26 protein-coding genes are annotated in these 26567 nt (G+C 66.4%); 10 read left to right on the forward strand and 16 right to left on the reverse strand.

The genetic code is table 11. The annotated features are described in order from the left end of the window. Positions 1–10 precede the first annotated feature (10 nt). Positions 11–2680, forward strand: coding sequence for a pyruvate, phosphate dikinase (ppdK, locus tag ACNI3R_RS04640; RefSeq protein WP_426180364.1), 2670 nt, complete (start codon positions 11–13; stop codon positions 2678–2680). A gap of 96 nt (positions 2681–2776) precedes the next feature. Then, a complete protein-coding gene (locus ACNI3R_RS04645) occupies positions 2777–3949 on the forward strand; it encodes a DUF418 domain-containing protein (protein WP_426180366.1) in 1173 nt (390 codons plus the stop codon). Positions 3950–3961: 12 nt separating this feature from the next. Here ACNI3R_RS04645 and ACNI3R_RS04650 read toward each other — a convergent pair whose 3' ends face one another. The 8 genes from ACNI3R_RS04650 to ACNI3R_RS04685 form a co-directional block, all read right to left on the reverse strand. Further along, positions 3962–4534 carry a hypothetical protein gene (locus tag ACNI3R_RS04650; RefSeq protein WP_426180368.1) on the reverse strand — a complete coding sequence of 191 codons (573 nt, stop codon included), beginning with the start codon at positions 4532–4534 and terminating at the stop codon, positions 3962–3964. A 78-nt stretch (positions 4535–4612) separates the two neighbouring features. Next, a complete protein-coding gene (locus ACNI3R_RS04655) occupies positions 4613–5605 on the reverse strand; it encodes a type II secretion system F family protein (RefSeq protein WP_426181442.1) in 993 nt (330 codons plus the stop codon). A gap of 7 nt (positions 5606–5612) precedes the next feature. Continuing rightward, positions 5613–6587, reverse strand: a complete 975-nt coding sequence (locus tag ACNI3R_RS04660; protein WP_426180370.1) for a type II secretion system F family protein — start codon at positions 6585–6587, stop codon at positions 5613–5615. Between the two features lie 21 nt (positions 6588–6608). Then, the gene (locus ACNI3R_RS04665; protein ID WP_426180371.1) at positions 6609–7877 is read right to left on the reverse strand and encodes an AAA family ATPase; all 1269 of its coding nucleotides are present in this window, start codon (positions 7875–7877) and stop codon (positions 6609–6611) included. Further along, positions 7874–8500, reverse strand: a complete 627-nt coding sequence (locus ACNI3R_RS04670; RefSeq protein ID WP_426180372.1) for a CpaD family pilus assembly protein — start codon at positions 8498–8500, stop codon at positions 7874–7876. Before ACNI3R_RS04670 ends, ACNI3R_RS04665 begins: the two co-directional genes overlap by 4 nt. 20 nt (positions 8501–8520) lie before the next feature. After that, positions 8521–10107: a type II and III secretion system protein family protein gene (locus tag ACNI3R_RS04675; RefSeq protein WP_426180374.1), complete on the reverse strand. Its 1587-nt coding sequence runs from the start codon at positions 10105–10107 to the stop codon at positions 8521–8523. Continuing rightward, a complete protein-coding gene (gene cpaB, locus ACNI3R_RS04680) occupies positions 10107–11108 on the reverse strand; it encodes a Flp pilus assembly protein CpaB (RefSeq protein ID WP_426180375.1) in 1002 nt (333 codons plus the stop codon). The genes ACNI3R_RS04675 and cpaB overlap by 1 nt, the downstream gene beginning before the upstream one ends. 67 nt (positions 11109–11175) lie before the next feature. Further along, entirely contained in the window at positions 11176–11649 is a 474-nt protein-coding gene (locus ACNI3R_RS04685) for an A24 family peptidase (protein ID WP_426180377.1), read from the reverse strand. A 48-nt stretch (positions 11650–11697) separates the two neighbouring features. On the opposite strand from ACNI3R_RS04685, the gene ACNI3R_RS04690 reads away from it, so the two are divergent. Both ACNI3R_RS04690 and ACNI3R_RS04695 read left to right on the forward strand, forming a co-directional pair. Beyond that, entirely contained in the window at positions 11698–12801 is a 1104-nt protein-coding gene (locus ACNI3R_RS04690) for an NAD(P)/FAD-dependent oxidoreductase (RefSeq protein ID WP_426180379.1), read from the forward strand. Positions 12802–13022: 221 nt separating this feature from the next. Then, on the forward strand, positions 13023–13292 hold the full coding sequence (locus tag ACNI3R_RS04695; RefSeq protein WP_426180381.1) for a type II toxin-antitoxin system HicB family antitoxin: 270 nt from the start codon (positions 13023–13025) through the stop codon (positions 13290–13292). 6 nt (positions 13293–13298) lie between these two features. Here ACNI3R_RS04695 and ACNI3R_RS04700 read toward each other — a convergent pair whose 3' ends face one another. Genes ACNI3R_RS04700 through ACNI3R_RS04725 form a run of 6 tightly spaced genes read right to left on the reverse strand, consistent with a single transcriptional unit; the run spans position 13299 to position 18317 of the window. Next, on the reverse strand, positions 13299–13655 hold the full coding sequence (locus tag ACNI3R_RS04700; RefSeq protein ID WP_426180382.1) for a DsrE family protein: 357 nt from the start codon (positions 13653–13655) through the stop codon (positions 13299–13301). Then, a complete protein-coding gene (locus ACNI3R_RS04705) occupies positions 13643–14392 on the reverse strand; it encodes a HesA/MoeB/ThiF family protein (protein WP_426180384.1) in 750 nt (249 codons plus the stop codon). Before ACNI3R_RS04705 ends, ACNI3R_RS04700 begins: the two co-directional genes overlap by 13 nt. Before the next feature lie 6 nt (positions 14393–14398). Further along, positions 14399–14848: a dUTP diphosphatase gene (gene dut / locus ACNI3R_RS04710; RefSeq protein ID WP_426180386.1), complete on the reverse strand. Its 450-nt coding sequence runs from the start codon at positions 14846–14848 to the stop codon at positions 14399–14401. Beyond that, entirely contained in the window at positions 14835–16052 is a 1218-nt protein-coding gene (coaBC, locus tag ACNI3R_RS04715; protein ID WP_426180388.1) for a bifunctional phosphopantothenoylcysteine decarboxylase/phosphopantothenate--cysteine ligase CoaBC, read from the reverse strand. The genes dut and coaBC overlap by 14 nt, the downstream gene beginning before the upstream one ends. Positions 16053–16056: 4 nt before the next feature. Then, positions 16057–17589, reverse strand: a complete 1533-nt coding sequence (ubiB, locus tag ACNI3R_RS04720) for a 2-polyprenylphenol 6-hydroxylase (RefSeq protein ID WP_426180390.1) — start codon at positions 17587–17589, stop codon at positions 16057–16059. Continuing rightward, the gene (locus ACNI3R_RS04725; RefSeq protein ID WP_426180392.1) at positions 17586–18317 is read right to left on the reverse strand and encodes a class I SAM-dependent methyltransferase; all 732 of its coding nucleotides are present in this window, start codon (positions 18315–18317) and stop codon (positions 17586–17588) included. The genes ubiB and ACNI3R_RS04725 overlap by 4 nt, the downstream gene beginning before the upstream one ends. Before the next feature lie 134 nt (positions 18318–18451). Between ACNI3R_RS04725 and mutM the strand changes: the two genes are divergently transcribed. The 6 genes from mutM (at position 18452) to ACNI3R_RS04755 (ending at position 24173) form a co-directional block, all read left to right on the forward strand. Further along, a complete protein-coding gene (gene mutM, locus ACNI3R_RS04730; RefSeq protein ID WP_426181444.1) occupies positions 18452–19264 on the forward strand; it encodes a bifunctional DNA-formamidopyrimidine glycosylase/DNA-(apurinic or apyrimidinic site) lyase in 813 nt (270 codons plus the stop codon). 110 nt (positions 19265–19374) lie between these two features. Beyond that, positions 19375–19638 carry a 30S ribosomal protein S20 gene (gene rpsT, locus ACNI3R_RS04735; protein ID WP_426180395.1) on the forward strand — a complete coding sequence of 88 codons (264 nt, stop codon included), beginning with the start codon at positions 19375–19377 and terminating at the stop codon, positions 19636–19638. A gap of 441 nt (positions 19639–20079) precedes the next feature. After that, positions 20080–21489, forward strand: coding sequence for a chromosomal replication initiator protein DnaA (gene dnaA / locus ACNI3R_RS04740; RefSeq protein ID WP_426180397.1), 1410 nt, complete (start codon positions 20080–20082; stop codon positions 21487–21489). Positions 21490–21578: 89 nt separating this feature from the next. After that, positions 21579–22040 carry an iron-sulfur cluster assembly scaffold protein gene (locus ACNI3R_RS04745; RefSeq protein ID WP_426180399.1) on the forward strand — a complete coding sequence of 154 codons (462 nt, stop codon included), beginning with the start codon at positions 21579–21581 and terminating at the stop codon, positions 22038–22040. Then, positions 22037–23833, forward strand: a complete 1797-nt coding sequence (locus tag ACNI3R_RS04750; RefSeq protein WP_426180401.1) for a cation:proton antiporter domain-containing protein — start codon at positions 22037–22039, stop codon at positions 23831–23833. Before ACNI3R_RS04745 ends, ACNI3R_RS04750 begins: the two co-directional genes overlap by 4 nt. Further along, positions 23820–24173 (forward strand): DUF423 domain-containing protein, encoded by a 354-nt coding sequence (locus tag ACNI3R_RS04755; protein ID WP_426180403.1) that lies wholly within the window; start codon positions 23820–23822, stop codon positions 24171–24173. Before ACNI3R_RS04750 ends, ACNI3R_RS04755 begins: the two co-directional genes overlap by 14 nt. Before the next feature lie 36 nt (positions 24174–24209). Here ACNI3R_RS04755 and ACNI3R_RS04760 read toward each other — a convergent pair whose 3' ends face one another. After that, entirely contained in the window at positions 24210–25910 is a 1701-nt protein-coding gene (locus tag ACNI3R_RS04760; protein WP_426180405.1) for a flotillin family protein, read from the reverse strand. Next, positions 25907–26524 carry a YqiJ family protein gene (locus ACNI3R_RS04765; RefSeq protein WP_426180407.1) on the reverse strand — a complete coding sequence of 206 codons (618 nt, stop codon included), beginning with the start codon at positions 26522–26524 and terminating at the stop codon, positions 25907–25909. The genes ACNI3R_RS04760 and ACNI3R_RS04765 overlap by 4 nt, the downstream gene beginning before the upstream one ends. Positions 26525–26567: the final 43 nt, after the last annotated feature.

Below are 26567 nucleotides of genomic sequence, written 5' to 3' on the forward strand. Positions count from 1 at the left end.
TGACGACTATATGACCACGCAGTACGTGTATCGTTTCGGTGGCGGCGTCTCCGACGGGGGGAAGGGCGACAAGAATCTGCTGGGCGGCAAGGGTGCGAACCTTGCTGAAATGGCTTCGATCGGCCTTCCGGTTCCGCCCGGCTTCACCATTTCGACCGAGATGTGCCGTCGCTTCTATGAGGAGGGCGAGCGCTTTCCCGACAGCCTGAAGGCCGAGGTCGCCAACGGCATCGCCCATATCGAGGCGATCACGAACAAGAAGTTCGGCGTCGCCGCCGACCCGTTGCTGGTCTCGATCCGCTCGGGCGCGCGCGTCTCGATGCCGGGCATGATGGACACCGTCCTCAACCTGGGCCTCAATGACGAGACCGTCGTCGGTCTGGCGACCGTGTCGCAGGATGCCCGTTTCGCCTGGGACAGCTATCGCCGCTTCATCCAGATGTATTCCGACGTGGTCCTCGAGCTCGACCATGGCGCGTTCGAGGAAGCGCTCGAGATCGCCAAGGAAGACAAGGGCTATTCGCTCGACACCGAGCTGACCGCCGACGACTGGCAGGCGCTGGTCGCGAAGTACAAGGACATCGTCGTCGAACTGTGGGGCAAGCCTTTCCCGCAGGACGTGCACGAGCAGCTCTGGGGCGCGGTCGGCGCGGTCTTTAAGTCGTGGCAGTCGGAGCGCGCGAAGGTCTATCGCCGCCTCAACGACATCCCGGGCGACTGGGGCACCGCGGTCAACGTCCAGGCGATGGTGTTCGGCAATATGGGCGACACCTCCGCCACCGGCGTCGCCTTCACCCGCGACCCGTCCAAGGGCGACCGGGCCTATTATGGCGAGTTCCTGATCAACGCGCAGGGCGAGGACGTCGTTGCCGGCATCCGCACCCCGCAATATCTGACGAAGGTCGCGCGCGAGACGGCGGGCGCCAAGCCAGCGTCGATGGAAGAGGCGCTGCCCAAGGTCTATGGCGAGCTCGCCAAGGTGTTCGACCTGCTCGAAACCCATTATCGGGACATGCAGGACATCGAGTTCACCGTGCAGCAGGGCAAATTGTGGATGCTGCAGACCCGCTCGGGCAAGCGCACCGCCAAGGCCGCGCTCAAGATCGCGGTCGACATGGCCAATGAGGGCCTGATCACCCGCGAGGAGGCCGTCGCCCGCGTAGACCCGTCGGCGCTCGACCAGCTGCTCCACCCGACGCTCGATCCGAAGGCGCCGCGCGACGTGATCGCCAAGGGCCTGCCGGCCTCGCCGGGCGCCGCATCGGGCATGGTCGTGTTCGACGCCGAGACCGCCGAGAAGCGCGCCGAACTGGGCGATGCCGTCATCCTCGTCCGGGTCGAGACCAGCCCCGAGGATATTCACGGCATGCATGCCGCCAAGGGCATCCTGACGGCGCGTGGCGGCATGACCAGCCACGCGGCGGTCGTCGCGCGCGGCATGGGCCGTCCCTGCGTGTCGGGCGTCGGCACGCTGGCGATCGACGCCAAGGCGAAGCTGTTCCGGGTGTCGGGCCGTGAGGTCCGCGAGGGCGACATCATCACCATCGACGGCGCCACCGGCGAGGTGATGCTGGGCGCCGTGCCGACAGTGCAGCCCGAACTGGCGGGCGATTTCGGTACGCTGATGGGCTGGGCCGACGAGGTTCGCCGCCTGAAGGTCCGCACCAACGCGGAAACCCCGCTCGACTGCAAGACCGCGCGCATCTTCGGTGCCGAGGGCATTGGCCTGTGCCGGACGGAGCATATGTTCTTCGACGCCAGCCGCATCACGGCCGTGCGCCAGATGATCCTGGCCGAGGACGAGAAGGGCCGCCGCCTCGCGCTCGACAAGCTGCTGCCCGAGCAGCGCAAGGACTTCACCGAGATCTTCGAGATCATGGCGGGCCTGCCGGTGACGATCCGTCTGCTCGATCCGCCGCTGCACGAATTCCTGCCGCATGAGGAAGAGGAATTCGCCGACGTCGCGGCCGCAACCGGCATCGGCGTCGAGGCGCTCAAGCGTCGCGCGGCCGAGTTGCACGAGTTCAACCCGATGCTCGGCCATCGCGGGTGCCGCCTCGGTGTGACCTATCCCGAAATCTACGAGATGCAGGCGCGGGCGATCTTCGAGGCGGCCTGTGACGTCGCCGAGAAGTCGGGCGCGGCCCCGATCCCCGAGGTGATGGTCCCGCTCGTCGCGACCCGTCGCGAGCTCGAACTGATGAAGATCGTGATCGACAAGGCGGCGCAGGCCGTGTTCGCCGAAAAGGGGCGCACGATCGATTATCTGGTCGGGACGATGATCGAACTGCCGCGCGCCGCGCTCAAGGCGGGAGAGATTGCCGAAGTCGGCGAGTTCTTCTCCTTCGGCACCAACGATCTGACGCAGACGACGCTGGGCGTCAGCCGCGACGATGCGAGCCGCTTCCTGACGGCCTATGTCGACAAGGGCATCTATCCCAAGGACCCGTTCGTCAGCCTCGACATCGAAGGCGTCGGCGAGCTGATCGAGCTTGCTGCCGAACGCGGACGCAAGACGCGCGGCGACATCAAGCTCGGTATCTGCGGCGAGCATGGCGGCGACCCCGCGTCGATCGCCTTCTGCGAGCAGATCGGCCTCGATTATGTCTCGGCCTCGCCCTATCGCGTGCCGATCGCCCGCCTCGCTGCTGCCCAGGCAGCGCTCAAGGCGCGGAAGTAAGCGGGCAGGGAGGGCGGGAGCGGCCCGGTCCTCCCGCCGTTCATCTGCGGCATGCGGTGAGGTGACGCCTCTCTTCGGAGGCGCTACCACCGGGACATGCTTCCGCTCCGACCCGTCGCCGCATCGAGCCGGCTAGGCCTGCTCGACGCGCTTCGCGGCTTCGCTCTCTGCGGCATCTTGTTCGTCAACATCATCGACATGGGCGGGCCGATCGCGATGAACCGGCCGCTCGGCGATCCGTCGCTGGCCAATCCCGACTGGCAGATCTGGACGATCAGCCAGCTTTTCCTGACCGGCACGATGCGCGGCCTGTTCTCGATCCTTTTCGGAGTCGGCCTGCTTCTATTCCTGGGCGGCGGGAGCGAGGAGGAGCGGCTGCCGGCGATGCTCCGCCGGCTTTCTCTGCTCCTGCTGTTCGGCATCGTCGACGCTACGTTGCTTTTGTGGCCGGGCGACATATTGGTCACCTATGCGCTGGCCGGTGCGATAGCGCTTTGCTTTCGGCGTCTGCCCCCGGCCCGTCTGCTGGGGCTGGCCGGGATCGTCATGCTGCTCCTGTCGACCTGGGGCGCGGTCGAGGCGCCGGGAATCCGGCCGGTGGACATGGTCTACTCGGCGCCGATGCTGACCCGTGAAGGGGCTGCCCGGCTGGGCAGCTATGGCGACAGTCTCGCCTATATGACGCTCGTCAGCTGGATCTGGGCGAAGAGCGGTTTTCTCTATTTCTGGATCGGCGATGCGCTGATGTTCGTCCTGCTCGGCATGGCGTTCCACAAGCTCGACTGGTTCCGCGGCGAAGGCCGAACGATGCCCCTCCTGCGGATATTGGCGATCTGCTACGGCGGCGGGCTTTCGCTGCGGCTATTGCAACTGCTCTTGATCTGGCCCGGCGGAAGCGCGCCCACGACTTTCTCGGCTTTCGTCGACCAGCCGGCGCGATTGCTGATGACGTTCGGGCATCTCTCGCTCTTCCTGTCGATCTGGCGGCTCGGGACAATAGCTGGCGCGATGGCTGTGCTGGAGCGGATGGGCCGCATGCCGCTGACCCTCTATCTCGGCCAGAGCATAGCCGGCGCCTGCATCTTTGCAGGCTTCGGGCTCGGCTATTGGAACAGCCTCACTTGGCCGGAACTCTGGCTGGTTGCGATCGCCATCCTGATCGCCGAAGCGGCCTTCGCCTGGATCTGGTTCCGCAGTTTCGCCTATGGCCCGCTCGAATGGCTATGGCGATGGGGGACCTATGGCAGGCGCGCCGCGCTCACGCGCTGAGCGGATGCCGCTTCAGGCGAAGCGGCGCGCATGTTCGTCAAATTCGCCCCGGCGCAGCATGTCGGCCTGCTCGCGCCAGCGCTCTTCGGCGATGGTCCCTGGTGCCATGCCAAGCCAGCCTTCGAGCGAGGCTTCGTCGTTGGGCGACATCTGGATGACGTCGACATAGCGGTGAAGTCCGAGCTCGTTGAGCCGCACCTCGCCATTGCGCCCGACGCCGTAGATGCGGGCAAGGTCGTCCCGCTTGCCCGAGGCGGCGGCGGCGATGGTGCCGGCCGTCCGGCTGCCGATCGCGGGGCTATATTTTTCCAGTTCGGCGATACGCTCATTGGCGGCAGCGCTGCGGGCCAGCAGCGCGTCGCGCTCCTTCTCCACCGCCAGTCTCTGATCGCGCTCGGCGGACAGCCGCTCCACCTCGTTGGAGAGCCGGACGACCTCGCCATCGGCGGTCACCCGCGCGGCGCGCTCGTTCTGGAAGGCCTTTTTCCATTTGCGGCTGCCCGACAGGGTCAGCAGGCCGAGCAGCCAGCCCAGAAGCAAGACCAGCGCGACGATGATCCATTGGTTGGTGGTGAATGCCGGCATCGACTGCCCTCCTATCAGTGAGGGTTAGAACCGCCGGGCACCTCATCCGTTCCGCACACGGCGCGGAGCGGGGGGCGGCTATTTCATCACATTGTCGCTGATCGAGCAGGCGGCGGGCCCCAGAATGACGACGAACAGCACGGGCAGAATGAAGACGATCAGCGGCACCGTCATGATCGCCGGCAGGCGCGCGGCTTTCTCTTCGGCGCGCATCATCCGGTCGTGGCGGAACTCGGCCGACAGGATGCGCAGCGCGGCGGCGAGGGGGGTGCCATATTTCTCGGTCTGGATCATCGTCGTGACGACGCCCTTGATCGAATCGAGATTGACCCGGTTTGCGAGATTCTCGAACGCCTGCCGCCGGTCGGTCAGGAAGCCGAGCTCGATCGCGGTGAGCGCGAACTCGTCGCCAAGTTCGGGATAGGCCTTGGACAGTTCGCGCGCGACGCGGTTGAAGGCCAGGTCGACCGACAGGCCTGCCTCGGCGCAGATGACGAGCAGGTCGAGCGCGTCGGGCAGCGCCTTGCGGATCGCGGTCTGCCGTTTGGAGATCAGGTTCTTCACATAGATATCGGGCGCCTTGTAGCTGGCGATCAGCGACCCGGCGACGATCAGGTAGCGCTTGAGCGCGCTCGCTTCGGGAAACCAGTTGAGCAGATAGACGCCGATCGCCGCCGTGCCGCCGATCAGGATCGGCGCGACCAGCCGGAAGAAGATGATGGTGATCGCCGAGTCCTTGGACCGGATGCCGGCCCGCGCGAGGTTCAGCGTCGCCGTCTTGAGCTGCGAATCCTGCAGCATCTTCATGCTGCCCAGGATGACGCGCATGCGGTCGACCGAAACGCTGCTCTTCTTCTCCATCTTGGCGCGGCGGCGCGTCTTTGAGGCAGCGACGCCGGCCTTGAGCTGCTCGCGCCGATCGTTGAGCGCGCGTACGCGCCGCGCCATCGGATCGCGCGCAAAGGAGCGGACGAGATGGTGTCCGACGATCAGCATGACCACGGCGGTCGCGAGCGCGATGCCGATCGAGAGCAGCGTGCTGAAGAAATGGGGGCTGACGCTGTGCTCCATCATGCCCTCAGATCTCGAAATTGATCATCTGGCGCATGATGAACGCGCCGATGCTCATCCAGCCCAGCCCGGCGATGCCCGCGATCACCAGCCGCTGGTCGGTGAAGAAGCTCCCCATATAGGTCGGGCTGATGAAGCTGATCAGGCCGAATACGATGAAGGGCAGAACGCCGATGATATAGGCCGATGCCTTGGATTCGGACGACATCGCCGCGATCTTCAGCTTCATCTGCATGCGCTTGCGCAGCACCTCGGACAGGTTCGACAGCGTCTCCGCCAGATTACCGCCGGTCTCGCGCTGGATGGCGAGGGTGATGACGAAAAACTGGAACTCGGGCGTGCCGAGGCGATCGGCAGTTTCCTGCAGCGCGGCCTCCAGCGTTCGGCCGATCTTCATCCGGTCGCTGACCGCCTGGAACTCGCTGCCGACGGGGCCTTCGATTTCGGACGCGATCGCAGCCATCGTCTCCGCCACGGGCAGACCGGCGCGCAGCCCGCGTACCAGCAGGTCGATCGCATCGGGGAAGCGCTGCGTGAACTGGTCGAGGCGCCGCTTGGCGAGCATGTCGAGCAGCATCGGCGGCAGGCCGAGCCCCGCCGCGATCGCGACGATCGCCGCCATCCACACCGGCAGGCCGGCAATGGTCAGGCCGAACAGAGGCAGGGCGAATGCGATGCCCGAGCCGATGAAATATTGGCGGAGCGTCCATTTCTTGCCCGCCGCTTCCATCTTCCGGATGATCTCGGCGGGGTCGGGGAGGAAGCGGTTGACCAGCGTCCTGGGGCGCTGCTGCACGGTCGCGCGGCTGGCGAGGAGCTTGCGGACCTGCTCGTTGACCGGCGGCTCGCCCGACACATTGTAGCGGCCGCGCACGGTCGACAGCCGCCGCGCAAGCGCGCGCTGCGCCGGCGGCCGGGCCAGCACATAGAAGAAGACCGTCATGACGACCGCCATGACCATCAGGAAGAGGATCGTCAGCATGTGACGTTCATCCCCGGCACGTCATTTCCGGGCAATCTTCGACTTGGGCTGGAAGATCGCCATGAACTCGTCGAGGAGCGAGGACTTGGCCGAGCGGTTCTCTGCGTCGGGATCGTCGTTCGAGAGCGCGATCAGCTTGTCTGCCATCTGCTGATAGGCCTGGCCGAGCTTGGAACTCTTGCCCGCTTCGGCGATCGGCTTGCCCAGCTTGGCGGCGTTGACCGCCTGCTTGTGGTCATAGGGCAGCAGGAAGTCGATCTCGCGCTCGATCGAATTCTCGAAATCCTTGCGGCCGATCTCGGTCAGGCTCGGATGGACCTTGTTGGCGACGACGAGCACACCGGCCTGCGGCGCGTTGTTCTTGAGCCAGGCGAGGATGCGGATCGTGTCGCGCGTTGCGGCGAGAGTCAGGTCGACGACCAGCACCACCGACTGCACTTCGTGAAACAGGTGGGGGTGCTGCACCATCATCATGCGGGGAATGTCGACGATGGTGCACTCGAAGGCGCCCTTCATCTCTTCCTGCAGCTGAAAATAGGCGCCGCCATCGGTGATGATCGGGTTGTTGATCGGCGCCTCAGCCGACAGCACCGACAGCTTGTCATTGGCCTTGACCAGCGCGCGTTCGAGAAACAGCCCATCGATGCGCGCGGGATTGTCGATCGCATCGGTCAGCCCGCGTCCCGGTTCGAGGTCGAGCGCCAGCGCTCCGGTGCCGAAATGCACGTCGAGGTCGAGCAGCGCGGTGCTGATTTCCGCCGCCTCGCCCATCAGCCAGGCGAGCGAAGCCGCGACGGTCGAGGCGCCGACCCCGCCGCGCGCGCCGATGACGGCGGTCATCGTGTGGATCTTGGCGTCCTCCGCCATGCCATGGCGCGGACCCATCAGGATCATCTGCGCCTGGGCAAGCGCGTCTCGGATCTGGTCGGCGGTGAAGGGCTTGAGCAGATAATCCTGGATGCCGCTGTTGAGCAGTTCGCGGTAGAGCCGCACATCGTTGACCATGCCCGCCGAGATCACGATCGTACCGGGCTCGCACACCTCGGCCAAGGCGTTGACGTCGTTGAGAGGATCGATCGATTCGCTGAGGTCGACGAGCAGGATCGTCGGGCTGGCCGAGACCGAAAGCGACTGGATGGCCGCGCGCAGGCCGCCCTTGTTGACCGATTCGGGGGGCCAGCCGAGTTCGAAGACCAGCGGCTTCAGCAGTTCGGCGCTGAGATCGTCGGTGACGAAGGCCGCGAAGGGATTGCGGGTCTGCTGCTGCTTGGCATTGAAAGGCGCGTTCATTCTCCGCCCCCCTTGGTCGATTCGATCTTCAGGCCGTTCTGCGAGGTCGGCACCGCGTCGCGCCACACCTTGATCGCCTTGGCTGCGGTGTCGGCCGTGTCGCCGCGTCCGCGCTGCCCGCGCACCAGATCTTCGGGATTGGCGACCATCGCCGCGAGCGTGGAGTTGATCCCGCAACCGAAATTGCTCGAGGCTCCACCGGTGAAATTGGGCTGCGACGCGGCACTGAAATCGGGACAGCCCGGAACCGCCGCGACCGAGCGGCTGACGACGATCCGCACATGGCCCGGTGCCAGCGCGCCGGCCGTCACCGGCGCTCCGTCGCTGATGAGCAGGCCATAGCGCGCCACGAGCGGCGCGATCGCCGCATTGGCCCGGCCCGGAAACGCACCCGTATCCACGCTCACCCTGTCCCCATAGTCGAGACCGAGCGCATCGAACCATTGCAGCACCCGCGCACGATCGGCGGCGGTGAGGTCGCCGGCGGGCACGTCGAGGGTGAAATCGCTGCGCTGTACGATCGGCTGATGGACCGATTCGACGCCCCGGTTCGAGCGTCCGGCGGCGGGCGCCGCCAGCACGACGGCGAGGCCCATAGCGATGAGGATGATAGGCGCGCGCATCTGGCTCTCCCGCATGCCGGTCAATTGGTGGAAAAGCCGGCGTCGGGCACGGCTTGCTGCCGCGCGGCCGAGGGCGGCTCGGTTGCGGGAACGGTGCGCGGCGGCACCAGTCTTGGCGCAGGGTCGCGAGCGCCGGAGCGGCCCATGAAGGTCTGTCCGGCGATCAAGCGCTCGGCATCTGTCGCAGCCTTCATCCCCGTGGTGGGTAGCGCGATCTGCTGCGGCGAGACCGGCTTCACGAGATAGGGCGTGACGACGATCATCAGCTCGGTCTCGTTGCGCTTGAACGCGCTCGAGCGGAACAGCGCGCCAAGGATCGGGAGGTCGCCCAGCAGAGGCGCCTTGTCGACGCTACTGTTCTGGCCGTTCGACATCAGGCCGCCGATCATGAAGGCCTGGCCGGAGCCGAGCTCCACCGTGGTTTCCGCACGACGCGTGGTGATGCCGGGGATGGTGAAGCCGGACAGGCGCACCGATCCGGCGTCGGTCAGCTGCGACACTTCGGGGCGGACCCGCAGCGATATGCGGCCATCGGCCAGCACGGTCGGCGTGAAGGACAGGCTGACGCCATATTGCTTGAACTCGACCGAAACTGCGCCGAGCCCCTGCGACAGCGGGATCGGGATTTCGCCGCCGGCGAGGAAGCTCGCGGTTTCGCCCGAGATCGCGGTCAGATTGGGCTGGGCGAGGGTAGAAACGAGGCCGTCAGCCTCGGCCAGATCGAGCGCCGCGGCGATGTCGAGGCCGAGGAATTTCCCCGCGAGCCCGAGCGAGGTCCCCGATCCTGCACCCTTGCCGAGCGAGCTGAGATTATAGGTCGTTCCCGGCGAGACCACGAACTGGCCTGTCGCGGGATTGAAAGGCAGCGACAGCGTGCCGGTCGGGAAGCCGAACTGCGAGGACGCGTCGATGCGGGGCAGGCTGCTGATGTCGGTGTTCGTGATGCTCCCGAAGCTGCGGCCCTGCGCAATCCCGAACAGGAAGCCGCCGGTCGTGTCGCGGTTGAGCAGGTTCACCCCGATCGACTTGGCGAACTCGCGGCTGACCTCGGCGATCTTGACCTGCAGATTGACCTGCAGCGGCACGGCCGACTTCAGGCGGTTCACCACCTGCGTATCCTTGCCGACGAACTGTTCGACCAGCTTCTGGGCCTCGGCGACCGTGCTGGGGCTGTCGACGGTGCCGGTCAGCAGCACGATGCCGTTCATCGTCGTCGCGGTGATCGCCGCTTCGGGCATGGCGAGCTTCAGCATCGTATCCACGCTGCTGATGTTCGCGCCTACGCGGACGATCGAGGACCAGATCACCTTTCCGGCCCGGTCGGTAGCATAGACGGCGGTCTCGCCCGGTCCCTTGCCGAACAGATAGAGCTGCGTCGAGGAGCGGACCTGGACGTCGGCGATCTTGTCGTCGGCAACGAAAAGGTCGGTCATGGCAGTCGGCAGCGCGATCATCTCGCCCGAGCCGATCGACAGGGTGAGCGTGTCGCTGGGTCGGCTGATGGTCGCGGTGCGAACGGTCGTGGCGCCGCGTACTGCAGCCGCCTCGGCGATGACGGGCGAGAGCGCGACCGAGGCCAGCAGCAGGGTTCCGATGGCGCGGCGCATCACTTGGCCCCCGCCGTGCTGAGCGTTACCGCATTACCACGCGCGACGCGTACGCCGGACTGCGATGGTGCCGGTGCGACCGGGGTTGTCTGCGCGCCACCAGATGGCCGGGGCGGCACGCTCGACCGCTGGAAGCGCGAGACATCGGCGCCCACGGTATAGCTTGGATTGTCGTCGACCGGCCGCGAGGTGAGTTCGAGCAGCATCTGCCGCTCGGTCTGAGGATCGGCGTCGGCGGGCAGCTTCACGTTGCCGCTGGCGATCCGTTCCTCGAGTTCGGCGCGATTGTCCGCGATCGAGCGCAGCGCGAGCGACAGCTGCCCGATCGACTGGGCGACCGCAATCTTCTCGGCGATCTTCGGGGTCGCCTCGATCGTGACGTTCGAGGTGTTGGCGACGACCGTCTTGCCTTCCTCGTCGACCGTCTTGTCGGTGCGCTGGTCGGTCGCCAGCACGCGCAGGTTGCGGATGATCGTCTCGGCTGCCTTGAGCGGCGGGCCATCGCCGCCGCCGGGTACTTCCTGCGTGAGCATCAGATCGACGCGATCACCGGGAAAGACGAAGCCGGCGACGCCCGACTGCGCCGAGACCGAAATGGTAATGGCGCGCATGCCCGGGCCCAGCGCTGCGGCGAGAAAACCGCGATCACCCGGCTTGACGAGCGCGCCCTGGGTCAGCGGCGCACCGGCGGTGATCGCATAGCGGACCACCGAGCCGTTGAGCGCGGAGAGGTCGCTCTGCCCCTTGATGTAATAGCTGTTGCCGACCAGCTCGGCGGGCCAGCGCTGATAGCGGATGCTTTCGGGGCTGATGATCGTGCCGACCGGAAGCGGACGGATCGCGACGGCGACTTCGGGGCCGCTGGGCTGCGGTGCCACTGCAACGGCCGTCGGCGCGGCCTCCGCTTCGCTTTGTCCGCCGAACATGGAGCGGAAGACGACGGCGGAAATCCCCGCCATCACGAGCGCCATGATCAGAAGCAGCAACTTCCTGGCATCCATTGTTCAAGACCCGTTCTCGCCCGTTTCCGGGCCATAAGGACTGTCCCGAAACGGGACCCCGTCCGGGCTATGCGGTCGTTGTGGTTAACAACCCGTTTGCGATCACCCACAGCCCGCCCATGGCGATCGCGACGCCATAGGGGAGCTCCGGCTTCGCGGCATTGGGGCGCCAGCGCTGCCGCACCAGCAGAATGACCGCGATCACGCCGCCCGACAGCGCCATGACCGTCAGCATCGGCAGCAGCGCCTGCGCAGGCAGCCACAACGCGAGGGCTGCGATCATCTTCACGTCGCCGCCGCCGATCATCCGGAAGAAGAAGAGGAGAGCGAACAGCAGGAACAGGCCGAGCGCCAGACCGATACGGAGTGCGACGTCGGGCCAGAGCGGCTCGCCCGCTGCCCACCAGAAGGCAATGGCGAAAATCGCAATCGCCGCATTGAGTTCGTTCGATATCGTCCGCGAACGGATGTCCGTCCATGCCGCCATCAGCAGCAGCACGGCCAGGAGAATGCCGAACAGGTCGGGCAATTGTGTGGGCATGGTTAAGAAGGGTAGACGGCCGCGCTTACCAAAATCTAAACGCGGACCATGAACGAGCCGATCAACAAGGCGGACATCGCGATCGTCGGTGCCGGCATGGCGGGCGCAAGCCTGGCCGCGGCCCTGGGCAAGGCGGCGCGGATCGTTTTGCTGGAGGCGGAGGACGTCGCCGGCTATCACAGCACCGGCCGATCTGCCGCCTTCTGGTCGGAAACCTATGGCGGCCCGGCGGTGCAGCCGCTGACGAGCGCATCCTTCCTATTCCTCGAATATGGCGGGTTTCTCGGTGACCGGGGCGCGGTGCATCTGGCGGCGCCCGGCGATGGCCGTCACCTCGACCGGCTCGAAGCCGAGTTCGCTGGTCGGGTGCGGCTGGATCGCCTCGACCGGGCCATGCTCGAAGAACGGATCCCCGGCTTGCGGCCAGGCTTTGACGAGGGGCTGGCCGAACCGACCTGCCGCGACATCGACGTCGCCGCGCTGCACGCGCATTATCTGGCCGAAGCGCGCCGCGCTGGCGTGGACCTGAGGACGAACGCCCGGCTGCTTTCGGCCGAGCGGGACGCCGGTGGATGGCTCCTGACGACGGCAGCCGGCGAGGTGCGCGCCGACATCCTCGTCAACGCGGCTGGCGCGTGGGCCGATCCCGTGGCGGTCCTCGCCGGCCAGCAACCGCTCGGCATCTCTCCCTTGCGTCGGACCATGGTCCAACTTGCCGTGAAGCCTGCGACCGGGCCGGACATGCCGCTCGTGATGGACGCCGCAGGGCATTATTATTTCAAGCCTGAGGCGGGGGGGCGGCTGTGGCTGTCCCCGCATGACGAAACACCGATCGACCCTTGCGACGTGGCGCCTGAGGAGATCGACGTCGCGCGGGCCATCGACCGGCTCGAACAGGTGGTCGACTGGTCGATCGCGCGCAAGGAGCGGGCTTGGGCAGGGCTGCGCAGCTTCGCCCCTGATCGGGTCCCCGTCTATGGCCCGGCGGAACCTGGCGACAGATTCTTCTGGTTTGCAGGGCAGGGTGGGTTCGGCATCCAGACCGCCCCCGCAGCCGCCGCGATCGGCGCCGCTATTCTGCTGGGGACCTCTCTTCCCGAGTCGCTTGGGTCGGTCGACCCGAGTCGCTATCTCCCTCGCCGCGTGGGCTGACCGGGCGGCTCCCATCCTTTAGGCTAAGCCCCCTGTACAAAGGTGTTGCGGGTACCCGCACCCCCTTGCGCCTTACCCTACGGAACCAAGGGGTGTCGGGCCTGGTGCAGTCGATTTTGAACATTATACGAAGGTCTTACGAAGAATTACCATCCTGTCACGAAGCCCTGTTAACCATAGTCGAAAGCCATCGGAGAGGATCCAAAACAGGGTGGCGTAGCATGGGCATCTATCTCAAGGGTCTGGAGCTCTATCCGGCCAGGGTTCATTGCGAGGGTGGCTTCTACCAGGCCGATTTCATCGATATTCCGCACTGCCGGGCTTATGGGTCTTCGGCGATCGAGGCCGAGGTCGCTGCTGCCGAGGTGCTGCAACAGCATGCGCAGATGCTGGGGCGTTACGGTCGGCATCTGCCGCTGCCGTCGATTCCCGCCCGCGAACATCGTCTGCCCGACAGCTATGTCGCGTTCATTCCCGCGCCGGCGCTCTGACCGCGGTTAGAAAACCAGCTTTTCTTCGTTCGTCGTGACGATCGACACAGGGCCCCGGACATCGATCCGGGCATCGAGTCGATCCAGCGACAGGTCGTGAAGCGCAAGGCCGCTCTGGCAGACGCTGACCACGACTCGCAATTCCAGGGCTTCTTCGAAAATCTGTGCGAGCGTGGGCAGGCCGACAGCCTGTCGACGGGTATCGCTGGGCGCGATCAGCGGCGCAGCAAGCAAGCCGACGGCCAGTTCGTGCAGATGGACCGAGGTGTCGCGTCCGCTGGCGGCGGCAGCGGCGGCGAGGCTCAGAGCGGCGTGCAGCCGCTCGGGATCGCCGGATGCGACGAGCAGGATCAGGCCGCGCATCGGCAGGCAGGGTCCTTCGACACCTTGATCGTGCGGAACCGGAAGGCGAGCGCGTCGACCAGCAGCAGCCTGCCGGCCGGATCGTCGCCGAAGCCGGTGAGGACGCGCAGCACTTCGGACGCACCGAGGCTGCCCATGATCCCGGTGATCGCGCCGAGCACGCCCTGATCGGCGCAGCTGAGCTCGTCGCGCGCCGGGTCCGACCCGACGAGACAGCGATAACAGGGCTGGTCAGCCTCCCAGCCGCGCCAGGTCGCCAACTGTCCGTCGAACTGGCCGACCGCAGCCGACACGAGCGGAATGCGCAAAGCGACGGAGGCATCCGATACGGCCAGCCGCGTCGCGAAATTGTCGCAGCCGTCGATGATCGTATCGGCGCCCGCGAGCAGGTCCAGGACATTTCCCGCATCGATCCGCGCCTGGATGGGCTCGACCGTCACATCGGGATTAGCAGCCCGCACCCAATCTGCTGCGGCGTCGACCTTGGGTCGGCCGATGTCGCTCATCCCATAGATCGTCTGACGCTGCAGGTTGGACAGGTCGACCACATCATCATCGATCAGGCGCAGCCGCCCGACGCCCGCTGCGGCAAGATATTGAACGACCGGGGATCCGATCCCGCCCGCGCCGACAACGACCACCGAGGCGTTCAGCAGCGCCTGTTGCCCCGCGCCGCCGACCTCCTTGAGGATGATGTGCCGTGCATAGCGGTCGAGCTGTCCGTCGGTCAGCGCCATGCGCCCTCAGCGACCGGTCGATCCGAAGCCACCGCTGCCGCGTGCGGTGTCGTCGAGTTCGGCGACTTCGGCGAAGCTGGCTCGCTGCACGGCGGCAGGCACCAGCTGCGCGATCCGCTCCCCGCGCTTAACCTCGAAGGGGGCATCGCCCAGATTGGCGAGGATGACCTTCACCTCGCCGCGATAATCGGCATCGATCGTGCCCGGCGTGTTGAGGCAGGTGATGCCGTGCTTGAGTGCCAGGCCGGAGCGCGGGCGGACCTGCACCTCATAGCCTTCGGGGATGGCGATGGCGAAGCCGGTCGCCACGGCATGGCGCGCGCCGGGTGCCAGCGTGACGTCCTCCGCCGCAACCACGTCGAGGCCTGCGGCATGGTCGGTCGCGTAAGCGGGGAGCGGCAGGCCGGCACCATGGTCGAGGCGCTTGAGGCGAATGGCGATGTCAGGCGAACTCATCGGCGATCCTTGCAACGAGGCGGGCGGCGACCTGATCCTTGGGCAGCCGTTCCCAGCTTTCGACCCCGGTCGCGGTCACGATATGGATGCTGTTGCTGTCGCCGCCCATCACATCGCCGGACACGTCATTGGCGACGATCCAGTCCGCGCCTTTGCGCGCGCGCTTGGCGACGGCATGCTCGACGACCTTCTCGGTCTCGGCGGCGAAGCCGATCAGCAGGCGGGGCTTGAACTGGCTCTGACCCAGCCCTGCGAGAATGTCCGGGTTTTCGGCAAGGGCGAGCGTCGGCGCCGCACCCGAGCCATCCTTCTTGATCTTCTGCCCGGCGGCGCTCTCGGCGCGCCAGTCGGCGACCGCCGCCACCATCACTGCGATATCAGCGGGCAGGGCTGCGTCGACCGCAGCCGCCATCTCGCGCGCGCTTTCCACATCGATGCGGTGAACGCCGGCGGGCGTAGGGAGCGTCACGGGCCCGGAGACCAGCGTCACCCGCGCTCCGGCAGCGGCCAGTGCGCCGGCGATCGCATAGCCTTGCTTGCCCGAGGAACGGTTAGCGATGTAGCGGACCGGGTCGATCGGTTCATGCGTCGGACCTGCGGTCACGATCACATGCCGCCCCGCGAGCGGCCCGCCCTTGAGGCCGGGTTGGGGCGCCTGGCGCGGCGCAGCCAGCATCGTCAGGGCACGCTGCCAGACCATCTCGGGCTCGGGCAGCCGGCCGGGGCCGAACTCGCCACAGGCCATCGCGCCTTCGTCCGGGTCCATCACGATGATCCCGTCGGCATGCAGCTGCGCGACGTTGCGCTGGGTCGCGGGGTGCAGCCACATGCGGACGTTCATCGCGGGCACCGCGAGCACCGGCTTGTCGGTCGCCAGCAGCAGCGTGGTCGCCAGATTGTCGGCGATGCCGGCCGCCATCTTCGCCATCATGTCGGCGGTCGCGGGGCAGACCACAACGAGATCGGCCTCGCGGCTGAGCTGGATATGGCCCATCTCGGTCTCGTTCTTCAGGTCCCACAGACTGGTGTGGACCTCCTGCTCGGACAGCGCTGCGAGCGTCATCGGGGTGACGAACTGCGCGCCTGCCTCGGTCAGCACGCAGCGCACGCTGCCGCCCCCCTTGCGGATGAGACGCACGAGTTGGCACGCCTTGTAGGCCGCGATGCCGCCGCCGACGATCAGCAATATCCGGGGCGCGATCATGGGATCAGCTTAGGAGAAGCATCGCCGCCGCGCCAGCCGCGCCCGCCAGCAATGCGGTGGCCGCATAGCGCCAGCCCATGCCGATGCGGATGACCTGCACCTCACGCAGCGGCGGTGGCGGCGGCGCTCCGCCCGGCGCCGGGAAGCGCGCCTCGATCCGGCGGATGAGGTCGGGCAGCGATGCGAAGGTGCGCAGATCGTCGACCAGCCGGTCGGCCAGCCAGACTTCGGGGCCAAGCTCCGACCGCAGCCATTCGCGGACGAAGGGCTCGGCGGTGTCCCACATGTTGAGATCGGGATCGAGCGTGGTCGCGACGCCCTCGACCATCACCATCGTCTTCTGCAGCAGCAGGAGATGCGGCTGGACGGGCATGTCGAAGTCGCGGGTGATGCCGAACAGCCCGTCCAGCATCTGCCCGATCGAGATATCCTTGGCCGGCAGCCCCCGGATCGGCTCGCCGACGGCGCGCAGCGCGGTCGTGAACTCGCCGATATTGTGATGCGGCGGGACATAGCCTGCCTCGAAATGGATTTCGGCGACGCGGCGATAATTGCCGGTGATCAGGCCGTGCAGAATCTCGGCCAGCCAGATGCGCGCCCGGCGGTCGATCCGCCCCATGATGCCGCAGTCGATCGCAGCGATGCGGCCGTCGGACAGGGCGAAGAGGTTGCCCTGGTGAAGATCGGCGTGAAAGAAACCGTCGGCGATCGCCTGCTGCAGGAAGGCCTGCACCAGTCTGGCGGCAAGCACCTTGCGGTCGAAGCCGGCCTCGACGAGCGCGGCGCGGTCGGCCATCTTGATGCCGTCGATCCACTCCATCGTCAGGACACGGCGGCTGGTCCGCGACCAGTCGATGGCCGGCACGACGAAGCCGGGCACGGCCTGCATATTCTCGGCCAGTTCCGAAGCGGAGGCTGCCTCGCGGCGCAGGTCGAGTTCGCGGGCCGTCCACTGGCGGAAAGTGGCGATCACGAGCCTCGGGCGAAGCCGGGCGAACTCCCCGCCGATCGTCTCGGCATGGGCGGCCGCCCATTCATAAGTCTCGATCGCGCGGGCGAGGTCTTCCTCGATGCCCGGACGCAACACCTTCACCGCGACGGTCCGGCCATCGGTGGTTACCGCGCGGTGGACCTGCGCGATCGAGGCTGCGCCGACGGGCACCTCCTCGATCGACTGAAAGACCGACTCGATCGGTTTGCCCAGCCCCTGTTCGATTGCGCTGCGGATCAGCTGGAAGGGGGCGGGCGGCAGCGCGTCCTGCAATCTGCCCAGGTCGGCAGCGGCATCCTCCCCGACCAGATCGGGGCGGGTCGCCAGCGCCTGACCCAGCTTGATCGCCGCAGGGCCGAGCGCTTCGAAGGCGTCGGCATAGGCCGGGCGTTCGGGAACGCGTGCACCGAAACGCGCGATGCGCACAAGCCGTCGAATCTGGGACGGCGCCAGCGGGTCACGCTCGATCCCCCGCAGCGCGCCATGGCGCGCAAGCGTGCGGCCCCACCGGAACAGGCGGGTGAGATGGACGATCGTGGCGGTCAAATCTTCCAGCCGCTATGGATGGCCACGAGCCCGCCGAGCACCGCTTCGACCTTGGTCTGGACGAAACCTGCGGCAGCGATCTCCGCACGAAATTCCTCCATGGCGGGAAAACGCCGGATCGATTCGACGAGGTAGCGATAGCTCTCTTCGTCTCCCGCCAGCATCTTGCCGAGCTTGGGCACCATGCGGTGCGAATAGGCGTCGTAGACTTCCTTGAAGCCCGGCCAGAGGGTCGTAGAGAATTCCAGGCAGAAGAAGCGGCCACCGCGCTTCAGGACGCGATGCGCCTCGGCGAGCGCCTGCGCGCGGTGGGTGACGTTCCGGATGCCGAAGGCGATCGTATAGGCATCGAATCGCGAAGACTCGAAGCTCAGCGTTTCGGCATTCTGCTCGGACCAGGACAGCCCTTCGATCCCGCGCTTGGCGGCCCGCTCGCGACCCACGTCGAGCATTGCGGGATTGATGTCGGACACCATTATCGCGGCGCCCGAGCGGGCCAGGCGAAAGGCGATATCGCCGGTGCCGCCGGCCATGTCGAGGATATCCTCGCCCGCGCGGGGTTTCACCCGGCGGACGAAGCGATCCTTCCAAAGCCGGTGCATGCCGCCCGACATGGCGTCGTTCATCAGGTCGTAGCGGCTTGCGACATTGCGGAAGACCTCGCCGACGCGGGCGGTCTTCTCTTCGGGCGTGACGTCGGCATAGCCGAAGGAAACGATGTCGGTCATGGATCGACGCTCTAGCGGCAGGCAGGCCCGACGGCAAACCGAGTCTCCGCCGATTCCCCAAAGTTTCCTATCGGTGGGACGGCGGCATGTCGCCGATGCTTTCGCCGTCGCGCGCACTCCAGTACAGGCAGGCGATGCCCGAGCTACCCGAAGTCGAGACCACCGTCCGGGGCCTGCGCCCCCCTCTCGAAGGCCACCGCCTGACCCGCGTCGAAACGCGGCGCAGCGATCTGCGCCGGCCCTTTCCCGCAGACCTGCGCCAGCGCCTGACCGGGGCCACGGTCACCGGACTCGGGCGACGCGCCAAATATGGCCTCATAGAAACCGATCGCGACGATGTGATGATCTTCCACCTCGGCATGTCGGGGCGATGGCGGATCGACCCGTCGGAGATCGGCAAGCATGACCATCTGATATTGGAGACCGATCAGGGCCATGTGCTGGCCCTGTGCGATCCCCGCCGATTCGGTTCGGTCGATCTGGTGCGGGCCGACGCGCTTCCAGCCTTCGCGCCCTTCGCCGCACTGGGGCCCGAACCGCTGGGCCCGGACCTGACAGGCGCCTATCTGGAGCGCGCGCTGGCCGGCCGGGTCGCGCCTATAAAGCTGCTGCTGCTCGATCAGCGGATCGTTGCCGGACTCGGCAATATCTATGTGTGCGAAGCTCTGCACATGACCGGCATAGCGCCGGGGACGATGGGCGGACGGTTGTCGCGTGTGCGCCTCGACCGGCTGGTCGAATCGATCCGGACCGTCTTGAGCGCGGCGATCGAGGCCGGGGGCTCGACATTGCGGGATTATGCCCGGCCCGATGGGGAACTGGGCTATTTTGCGAAGCAATGGCTGGTCTATGGCCGTGAGGGTGAAGCCTGCCATTGCGGGGCGCTGGTCAAGCGTCGCGTCGATGGCGGCCGATCGACCTTCTACTGCTCCAAATGCCAGAAATAGGGGCCCTGCGAGGTTGACCGGGCGGGGGCTTCTGTGTATTGGGCCGGCCTTCCCGGTGAGGGCTTAACGCTCGCGCCGCTTCTGTCATCATAGCTAGGGTTTGAACGAGCATGGCGAATACGCCGCAGGCAAAGAAGCGCATCCGTCGCAACGACCGTCGCGCCGAGATCAACGGTGCACGGGTCAGCCGGATCCGCACCTTCGTGAAGAAGGTCGAGTCCGCGCTCGCCTCCGGCGACAAGAGCGCCGCTTCGGCCGCTCTGGCCGCTGCTCAGCCCGAGATGTTCCGTGGCGTCTCGAAGGGCGTCCTGCACAAGAACACCGTTGCCCGGAAGTTCTCGCGCCTGTCGAAGCGGGTTGCCGCGCTCGGCTAACGCTACGGCCAAGGCTGGTTTCGACGAAGCCCGTCGGCATATTGCCGGCGGGCTTCGTCACGTTCGGGTCACAAAAACGTAACCCTCGGAATTATCGTGATTCTTGCCAGCCTGACTAAGATGGTCGTTTCAAATATCTGAAAATAGACGATAAAATATTTTTCCACAGGCGAAGGCCCGTACCATCGGGAGTCAAGCCCATATTGCGGGCTTGTGACGAAATTGATGCTCTTGATCCGCTTTGCGGCTTCTTCATAGAGTGCCTGCAAGGCCGGGGCGCGAATCTGTCGCAACGGCTTCAATGAGATTTTCAGAAGGGGGCTCCGGAGTCGTCGACTTCGGATCAGGGAGGCCTTTGCCCTTCGTGATGTTCGGATTTCAGGGGGGCGGACGGCGTTCGCTCGGGAAGGATGCTGCGTGTCTGACGGTTTGGGTTTGGGAATGAGCGGAGCGGCGTCGGCCAGTGCCGATGTGGACGTCGCGCTCGCCCAGGCTTGGGAAACAATTCGGTCTGGGTTGCGCCGGAGCATCGGCGTGCGGACCTTCGACGGCTGGCTGAAGCCGCTGACGCTGGGCGAGTGCGATCTTGCCGAGGGCCTGCTCAAGCTGGTCGCGCCGAGCGAGTTCATGGCGAATTGGGCCAACACCCATTTCGCCGAGCACCTGCTCCATGCCTGGCGTGCCCTGTTGCCGCAGGTGCGTCAGGTTTCGATCGTTGCCGGCACTGTCGCCGAGCGCCCGGTGCTGTTCTCGGCCGATTCCGCGACCTCTGGTGAAGCGCCTGTCGACGAATCGACCGCTGGCGCGCCAGAGGCCGAACTCCGCTGCGGTACCCCGCTCGAAGCCCGCTATACCTTCGACAGCTTCGTCGTCGGCAAGGCCAATGAAGTCGCGTACAATGCGGCCCGGACGCTGGCCGAGGGCGGCAAGCTCGCCTTCAACCCTCTCTTCCTCCACGGTGGCACCGGGCTGGGCAAGACCCACCTGATGCACGCGATCGGCCATGACTATCTCGCGCGCCACCCCGGCGCGAAGGTCGTCTATATGTCGGCCGAGAAGTTCATGTTCGAGTTCGTCTCGGCGATGCGGGCGAAGGACACGTTCAGCTTCAAGCAGAAGCTGCGGGCGGCCGACGTGCTGATGATCGACGACGTCCAGTTCATCGCGGGCAAGGAATCGACCCAGGAAGAGTTTTTCCACACGATGAACGAGCTGATCTCGGCCGGCCGTCGTCTGGTGATCAGCGCCGACCGCAGCCCGCAGGATCTGGACGGGATCGAGAGCCGAATCCTGTCGCGTCTGTCCTGGGGTCTCGTCGCCGACGTCAACCCGGCCGACTTCGAATTGCGCCTCAACATCCTGACCCGCAAGCTTCAGGGCATGCCGCAGGCGCAGGTGCCGCAGGATGTGGTGATGTTCCTCGCCCGCCGGATCAGCGCCAATGTGCGCGAGCTGGAAGGCGCGCTCAACCGCGTCGTCGCTTACGCCGCACTGTCGGGCAAGCCGGTCGACATCGACTTCACCCAGGCGACCCTCGCCGATATCTTGCGCGCCAATCAGCGCCGCGTGACGATCGATGAGATCCAGCGCAAGGTGTCGGACCATTACCGGATCCGCCAGGCCGAGATGTCGAGCGCGCGCCGCGCCCGCGAGGTCGCCCGCCCGCGTCAGGTCGCGATGTACCTGGCCAAGCAGCTGACTCCGCGCTCGCTGCCCGAGATCGGTCGCCGCTTCGGCGGGCGCGACCACACGACCGTCATCCACGCGGTCAAGCAGATCGAGAAGCTCCGCCAGACCGACGCCGAACTCGACGCCGACGTCCGCCTGCTGATCCGCCAGCTCGAGGGCTGACGCCGCCGGGATGGGGCAGGCCGGTCCGGCCGCCCCTTTTTCCCCCCAGGGCGGATGACGGGGCGGCGATATCGTCCTAAAGGGACGGCATGTCGGCCACGCTCTATAATGCGCAGATATTGCGGCTCGCGACCGCCATTCCCCATCAGCAGCGACTCGACCAGCCCCAGGCGACGGTCTCGCGCCGATCCCCTATTTGCGGAAGCCGGGTGACGGTGGATGTCGCGCTCGACCCGCAAGGGCGAGTCGCGGCGCTGGGGCAGGAGGTTCGCGCCTGTGCGCTCGGCCAGGCCTCGGCGGCCTTGATGGGCGAACATGCGATCGGGCGGAGCCCGGCCGAGCTGGCCCATGCGCGCGATGCGCTGGCCGCCTTCCTTGCCGGTGAGCGCGAAGATGCGGGTGATTGGCCGGGACTGGAAATATTCCTGCCCGCGCGGCCGCATGCGGCGAGGCATCCGTCGATCCGTCTTGCCTTCGAGGCGGTGGCCGAGGCTGCCGCCGCCGCTCAGGACGCTACCTCATCCGATAGTCAGGAAAGTCCGACGCGATGACCGAAGCATCCCAGGCTTTCCTGATTCGCGACGGCGTCGTCATGCTCGGCGCTGCCATCGGATCGGTGCTTGTTTTCCGGCGGCTCGGCCTCGGTGCGACTCTGGGCTACCTCGTCGCGGGCGCGCTGATCGGTCCGCAGGGGCTTGGCCTGATCGGCGGGGCGGAGGCCAAGCTCGGCATCGCCGAACTGGGCATCGTCCTGCTGCTCTTTCTCGTCGGGCTCGAACTTCACCCTAACCGATTGTGGCGCCTCAGGCGCGACATCTTCGGTTTGGGTCTGGTGCAGGTGGTCGCCTGCGGGCTGGCGATCGCCGGGGTCATCTACCTGACGACCGGCTTCTCGCCGGCGGCCTCGCTCGCGCTCGGGCTGCCGCTTGCCTTGTCCTCGACCGCGCAGGTGTTGCCGATGCTCCAGTCCGCCGGGCGCCTCAACACGCCCGCCGGCGAACGGGCCTTTTCGGTCCTCCTGTTCCAGGACCTGTCGCTGATCCCGCTGATCACGATCATCGCCACGCTTTCGCGCACGCCCCCGGTGCCTGGCGCCCCTCCGGGATGGCTGCTCGGCCTCTACACGGTCGGCGCGGTCGTCGGCCTGGTCCTCGCCGGGCGCTTCATCCTCAATCCGTTGTTCCGGCTCATCGGCAATATGGGCGAGCGCGAGCTGTTCGTCGCAGCGGGCCTTTTCACGGTGCTCGCGGCGGCGGCGGTGATGGAGATGCTTCATCTGTCCACCGCGCTCGGCGCCTTCGTCGCCGGCGTGATGCTCGCCGATTCGCCCTATCGGCACGAGCTGGAGGCCGATGTCGAACCGTTCCGCACGATCCTGCTGGGTCTCTTCTTCCTGGCGGTGGGCATGTTGCTCGACCTGCAGGTGGTCATGGAACGCCCGCTGTTCGTGATTGCCATGGCCGCTGCGGTCGTCGCCACCAAGAGCATCGTGATGTTCGGTGTCGCGCGCCTTTTCGGCGTGCCGGCGCGTGCGGCGCTCAGCTTCGGCCTGTTGCTCAGCCAGGGCGGCGAATTCGCCTTCGTGCTGTTCGCGCAGGCGGCGGGCGCGTTGCTGATCGCGCCGGAAGCGGCCAGCCTGTTCGGCGCCATCGTCACCCTGTCGATGGCGACCACGCCCTTCCTGATGATGTTCTCGCGCCGTTGCCTGACGCCCCCGCCGACGCGCGAGGATCGTCCCGGCCCCGATGGCTCGATCAGCCCGGCGGTCATCATCGTCGGCTATGGCCGCTTCGGGCAGACGGTGGCGCAGATGCTGCTCGCCGCCGGGGTCCGCATCACCCTGATCGACCGGCGGGTAGAACAGATCGACGTCGCCCAGAAGTTCGACGTAAAAGTCTTCTATGGCGACGGCACCCGCATCGACCTGCTCCGCAATGCGGGCGGGGCGGATGCGCAGGCGATCATCTTCTGTGTCGATGGCAACGGCCTCGACAAGGCGCAACTGCAGCCCATTCTCGAAGCCTTTCCCAAGGCGGCGATCCTCGTGCGCGCCTATGACCGGCTTCACATGATGTCGCTGAGCAAGCTCGATCTGGCAGGAGCCGTCCGTGAGCTGTTCGAATCGGCCGTGCTGCTCGGCCGCGAGACGCTCGACCGGCTCGGCTTCACGGCGGAGACTATCGAGATGATCGAGACCGAATATCGCCGCCGCGACGGCCTGCGACTCGAAGCGCAGATCGCGTCGGGCGATGTGACGGTCAACCGCGAGATGATGTTCAGCCATGAGCGCAGCCTCGACCTTTCGACCGAAGCGCAGACGGAGCAGAATCATGGCACGCGCTAAGAATTCGGGCGATGCCCTCGCCGCGCTGCTGGCGCTGTCGGGTGCGGTGGCGGTGATCGCCGGCGCCTATGGGACGCATGGAGCGAGCGGCAAGGCGGCCGAATGGCTGTCGACCGGCTCGATCTACCAGATCGTCCACGCCGTCGCGGGGTTGGCGATTCTCGCGCGGAGCCGGGGCACGGCCGCCTTCTTCCTGTTCGGCATGACGATCTTCGCCGGCACGCTCTACGCCATGGCCTTCGGCGCGCCGCGCTGGCTGGGTGCGGTTACGCCTCTGGGCGGACTAGCGCTGATCCTCGGCTGGATATGGCTGGCCGTCGGCTATCTCCGGGGCAAGTGATGCAGGGCGACCGAAACGCCGGCCGCCCCTGATCACTCAGTCCTTTTTCGGCTTGACGTCTTCCTCCTCGCGGATGGGCGACGTTGCACCTGAAACCAGCGAATCGAGGCTCGACCCGTCGAGGCCGAGTTCCTTCATCAGCCCGTCCACCACCGGCGCCTGCGCGCGATAGCGGAGCGCTGCGGCGACCGCCGACTGGGCGAGATTGCCCTCGCCCCCGCCGCCTGAGCCTTCGCCTGCCGAAGCGCCGCCGCCGGTCAGCCCGTCGACCTGCACGATCTTGATCGAATCGATCGCCTCCATCGGCTTGGCGGCCTCGCGGATGATGTCGGGCAGGACGCGCAGCAGTTCGAGCTTCGCCTGCAGCGAGATATTCTCCGAAGATAACAGGTTGGCGGCTTCGTTGACGGCACGCTTGCCGGCGGCCTCGACCTCGAAGCGGACGCGCGAGGCCTCGGCGCGCAGCTTCTCGGCTTCGGCCTCGCCCTCCGCCGCAGCACGCACCGCAGCGGCGCGGTCGGCGGCAGCCTGCTTCTCGGCCTCGGCCTCGACCTTGATGCCCAGCGCCTGGCGCTCGGCTTCCTTCGCCGCCTGGATCAGCTCGATCCGTTTGGCGCGCTCGGCGATCTCGGTTTCGCGCGCGGTCGTGACCTGTTCCTCGGCGGCAACGGCGGCGGCGCGCGCCTTGTCCGCCTCCGCCTTGGCCTGGCTCTCCTCGCGGCTCTTGTTCTGGACCGCGATCTGCTGCTCTTGGCGGGCGATTTCGAGCGCCTGGGTCTGGGCGATCTTCGCTTCCTGCACGGCGCGATCGGCCTCGATCTGCGCGGCGTCGGTCAGTTGCTTCGCCTCGATCCGCGCCTGCTCCGCCTCGCGCTGGCGCTCGGACTGCTGGCGCGCGATCTCGGACATCTGCTCGGCGCGGCGCATCTCGATCTCGCGCTCTTGCTCGAGCCGGGCGAACTCATTGTCGCGGGAGATCAGAAAGGACTGACGCTGCGCCTCGAGATTCTTGGCTTCGATCTGGACGCGGGTGTCCTGCTCGATGTCGTTGCGGGCCTTCTTGCGCAACTCGATCTGCTCGGTGAGCTTGGTCAGGCCTTCGGCGTCGAACGCGTTGTTGGCGTTGAAATGCTCGATCGATGTCTGGTCGAGACCGGTCAGCGAGACCGATTCGAGTTCGAGACCGTTCATCGCCAGGTCGGCGGACGAAACCTGCTGCACCTTCTGGACGAAGTCGGAGCGTTGCTCGTGCAGCTGATTCATCGTCATGCCCGCCGCGACCGATCGCAGCGCATCGACGAACTTGCCTTCGACCAGTTCCTTGAGGTCCTCCGAACGCATCGTGCGCATGCCCAATGTCTGCGCGGCCATGGCGATGGCCTCGCGATCGGGGCGGACTCGGACGTAGAATTCGGCCTTCACGTCGATGCGCAGCCGATCGAGCGTGATCAGCGCGTCGGCATTCTTGCGTTCGACCGCCAAGCGCACGGTGTTCATGTTCACCGGCATCGTCTCATGGAAGACGGGTAGCACGATGGCGCCGCCGTTCATCACCACCTTCTCTCCGCCGAAGCCCGTGCGGACGAAGGCGATCTCCTTCGATGCACGACGATAAAGACGCGCCAGAATGAAGCCTAGCACGAGGAGCGTCAGGACGACGACCGCCGGTGCGATCAGGTAGATGCTCCGCCCGCCTTCGATGAGGCTGTCGGAGGCGGATATCGGCAAATTGCTCATCGTTCGATCCACTGTGAGAAGGGGGGAGCGCCGCTGCTGATCGCGCGGAAGATCTGGCCCTCGCGGCGCACGAGAAGGATCTCGTCGCCTTCCGCGAAGCGCGTGTCGGGCATGTCGGGTTCGGCCATTACATAATGGTCCTGCCCGTGAAAATCGCGGACCCGGGTCCGCGCGGGATGGCCCCGGCTGGCCGTGCCGACCACGATATGGCCGTGCAGACCGACCAGCTGGTCCTGGGCGATGGCGGTGGTCTCGTCGCGCGGCATGACTCGGGCGATGCCGCGCGCTAACAGCCCGGTGAGGGGCAGGGCGAGCAGACCGGCGCCAGGCACCGCCGCCCAGCCGGGCAACAGCGATCCCGACAGGTCCCGCGCGATCTGCTGACCGATCAATCCGGTAACAGCGAAACAGCCGAGAAACAGGACGATCAGCATGAGGAGCGGCAGTCGCCCGAAGCCGAGCCAGCCTAGCCAATCGCTGTCCGCATCGATGTCGAGATCCGAGCCCAGTGCGCTTGCGCCAAGGCCCGCAACTTCGACGATACCGACGAGGAGCATGACCGCGAGCGCGATCACGAAAACCAGATTTTCCCCTGCGGCAAGAAAGCTAAGCACAGAATCTCCTCAATCCGAGGAGCCTATCCTAGCCCGCCTTCAT

Source organism: Rhizorhabdus antheiae (assembly GCF_049889055.1).
Classification (GTDB): Bacteria; Pseudomonadota; Alphaproteobacteria; order Sphingomonadales; family Sphingomonadaceae; genus Rhizorhabdus.

Coding starts and splice junctions, on each gene's coding strand:
- coaBC (WP_426180388.1), bottom strand. CDS start 16,052: ATGATCGCGCCCCGGATATTGCTGATCGTCGGCGGCGGCATCGCGGCC.
- ACNI3R_RS04690 (WP_426180379.1), top strand. CDS start 11,698: ATGAACGAGCCGATCAACAAGGCGGACATCGCGATCGTCGGTGCCGGC.
- rpsT (WP_426180395.1), top strand. CDS start 19,375: ATGGCGAATACGCCGCAGGCAAAGAAGCGCATCCGTCGCAACGACCGT.
- dnaA (WP_426180397.1), top strand. CDS start 20,080: ATGAGCGGAGCGGCGTCGGCCAGTGCCGATGTGGACGTCGCGCTCGCC.
- mutM (WP_426181444.1), top strand. CDS start 18,452: ATGCCCGAGCTACCCGAAGTCGAGACCACCGTCCGGGGCCTGCGCCCC.
- ACNI3R_RS04750 (WP_426180401.1), top strand. CDS start 22,037: ATGACCGAAGCATCCCAGGCTTTCCTGATTCGCGACGGCGTCGTCATG.
- ACNI3R_RS04675 (WP_426180374.1), bottom strand. CDS start 10,107: ATGCGCCGCGCCATCGGAACCCTGCTGCTGGCCTCGGTCGCGCTCTCG.
- ACNI3R_RS04665 (WP_426180371.1), bottom strand. CDS start 7,877: ATGAACGCGCCTTTCAATGCCAAGCAGCAGCAGACCCGCAATCCCTTC.
- dut (WP_426180386.1), bottom strand. CDS start 14,848: ATGAGTTCGCCTGACATCGCCATTCGCCTCAAGCGCCTCGACCATGGT.
- ACNI3R_RS04755 (WP_426180403.1), top strand. CDS start 23,820: ATGGCACGCGCTAAGAATTCGGGCGATGCCCTCGCCGCGCTGCTGGCG.
- ACNI3R_RS04685 (WP_426180377.1), bottom strand. CDS start 11,649: ATGCCCACACAATTGCCCGACCTGTTCGGCATTCTCCTGGCCGTGCTG.
- ACNI3R_RS04645 (WP_426180366.1), top strand. CDS start 2,777: ATGCTTCCGCTCCGACCCGTCGCCGCATCGAGCCGGCTAGGCCTGCTC.
- ACNI3R_RS04655 (WP_426181442.1), bottom strand. CDS start 5,605: ATGGAGCACAGCGTCAGCCCCCATTTCTTCAGCACGCTGCTCTCGATC.
- ACNI3R_RS04705 (WP_426180384.1), bottom strand. CDS start 14,392: ATGGCGCTGACCGACGGACAGCTCGACCGCTATGCACGGCACATCATC.
- ACNI3R_RS04745 (WP_426180399.1), top strand. CDS start 21,579: ATGTCGGCCACGCTCTATAATGCGCAGATATTGCGGCTCGCGACCGCC.
- ACNI3R_RS04650 (WP_426180368.1), bottom strand. CDS start 4,534: ATGCCGGCATTCACCACCAACCAATGGATCATCGTCGCGCTGGTCTTG.
- ACNI3R_RS04670 (WP_426180372.1), bottom strand. CDS start 8,500: ATGCGCGCGCCTATCATCCTCATCGCTATGGGCCTCGCCGTCGTGCTG.
- ACNI3R_RS04700 (WP_426180382.1), bottom strand. CDS start 13,655: ATGCGCGGCCTGATCCTGCTCGTCGCATCCGGCGATCCCGAGCGGCTG.
- ACNI3R_RS04725 (WP_426180392.1), bottom strand. CDS start 18,317: ATGACCGACATCGTTTCCTTCGGCTATGCCGACGTCACGCCCGAAGAG.
- ppdK (WP_426180364.1), top strand. CDS start 11: ATGACCACGCAGTACGTGTATCGTTTCGGTGGCGGCGTCTCCGACGGG.
- cpaB (WP_426180375.1), bottom strand. CDS start 11,108: ATGGATGCCAGGAAGTTGCTGCTTCTGATCATGGCGCTCGTGATGGCG.
- ACNI3R_RS04660 (WP_426180370.1), bottom strand. CDS start 6,587: ATGCTGACGATCCTCTTCCTGATGGTCATGGCGGTCGTCATGACGGTC.
- ACNI3R_RS04760 (WP_426180405.1), bottom strand. CDS start 25,910: ATGAGCAATTTGCCGATATCCGCCTCCGACAGCCTCATCGAAGGCGGG.
- ACNI3R_RS04695 (WP_426180381.1), top strand. CDS start 13,023: ATGGGCATCTATCTCAAGGGTCTGGAGCTCTATCCGGCCAGGGTTCAT.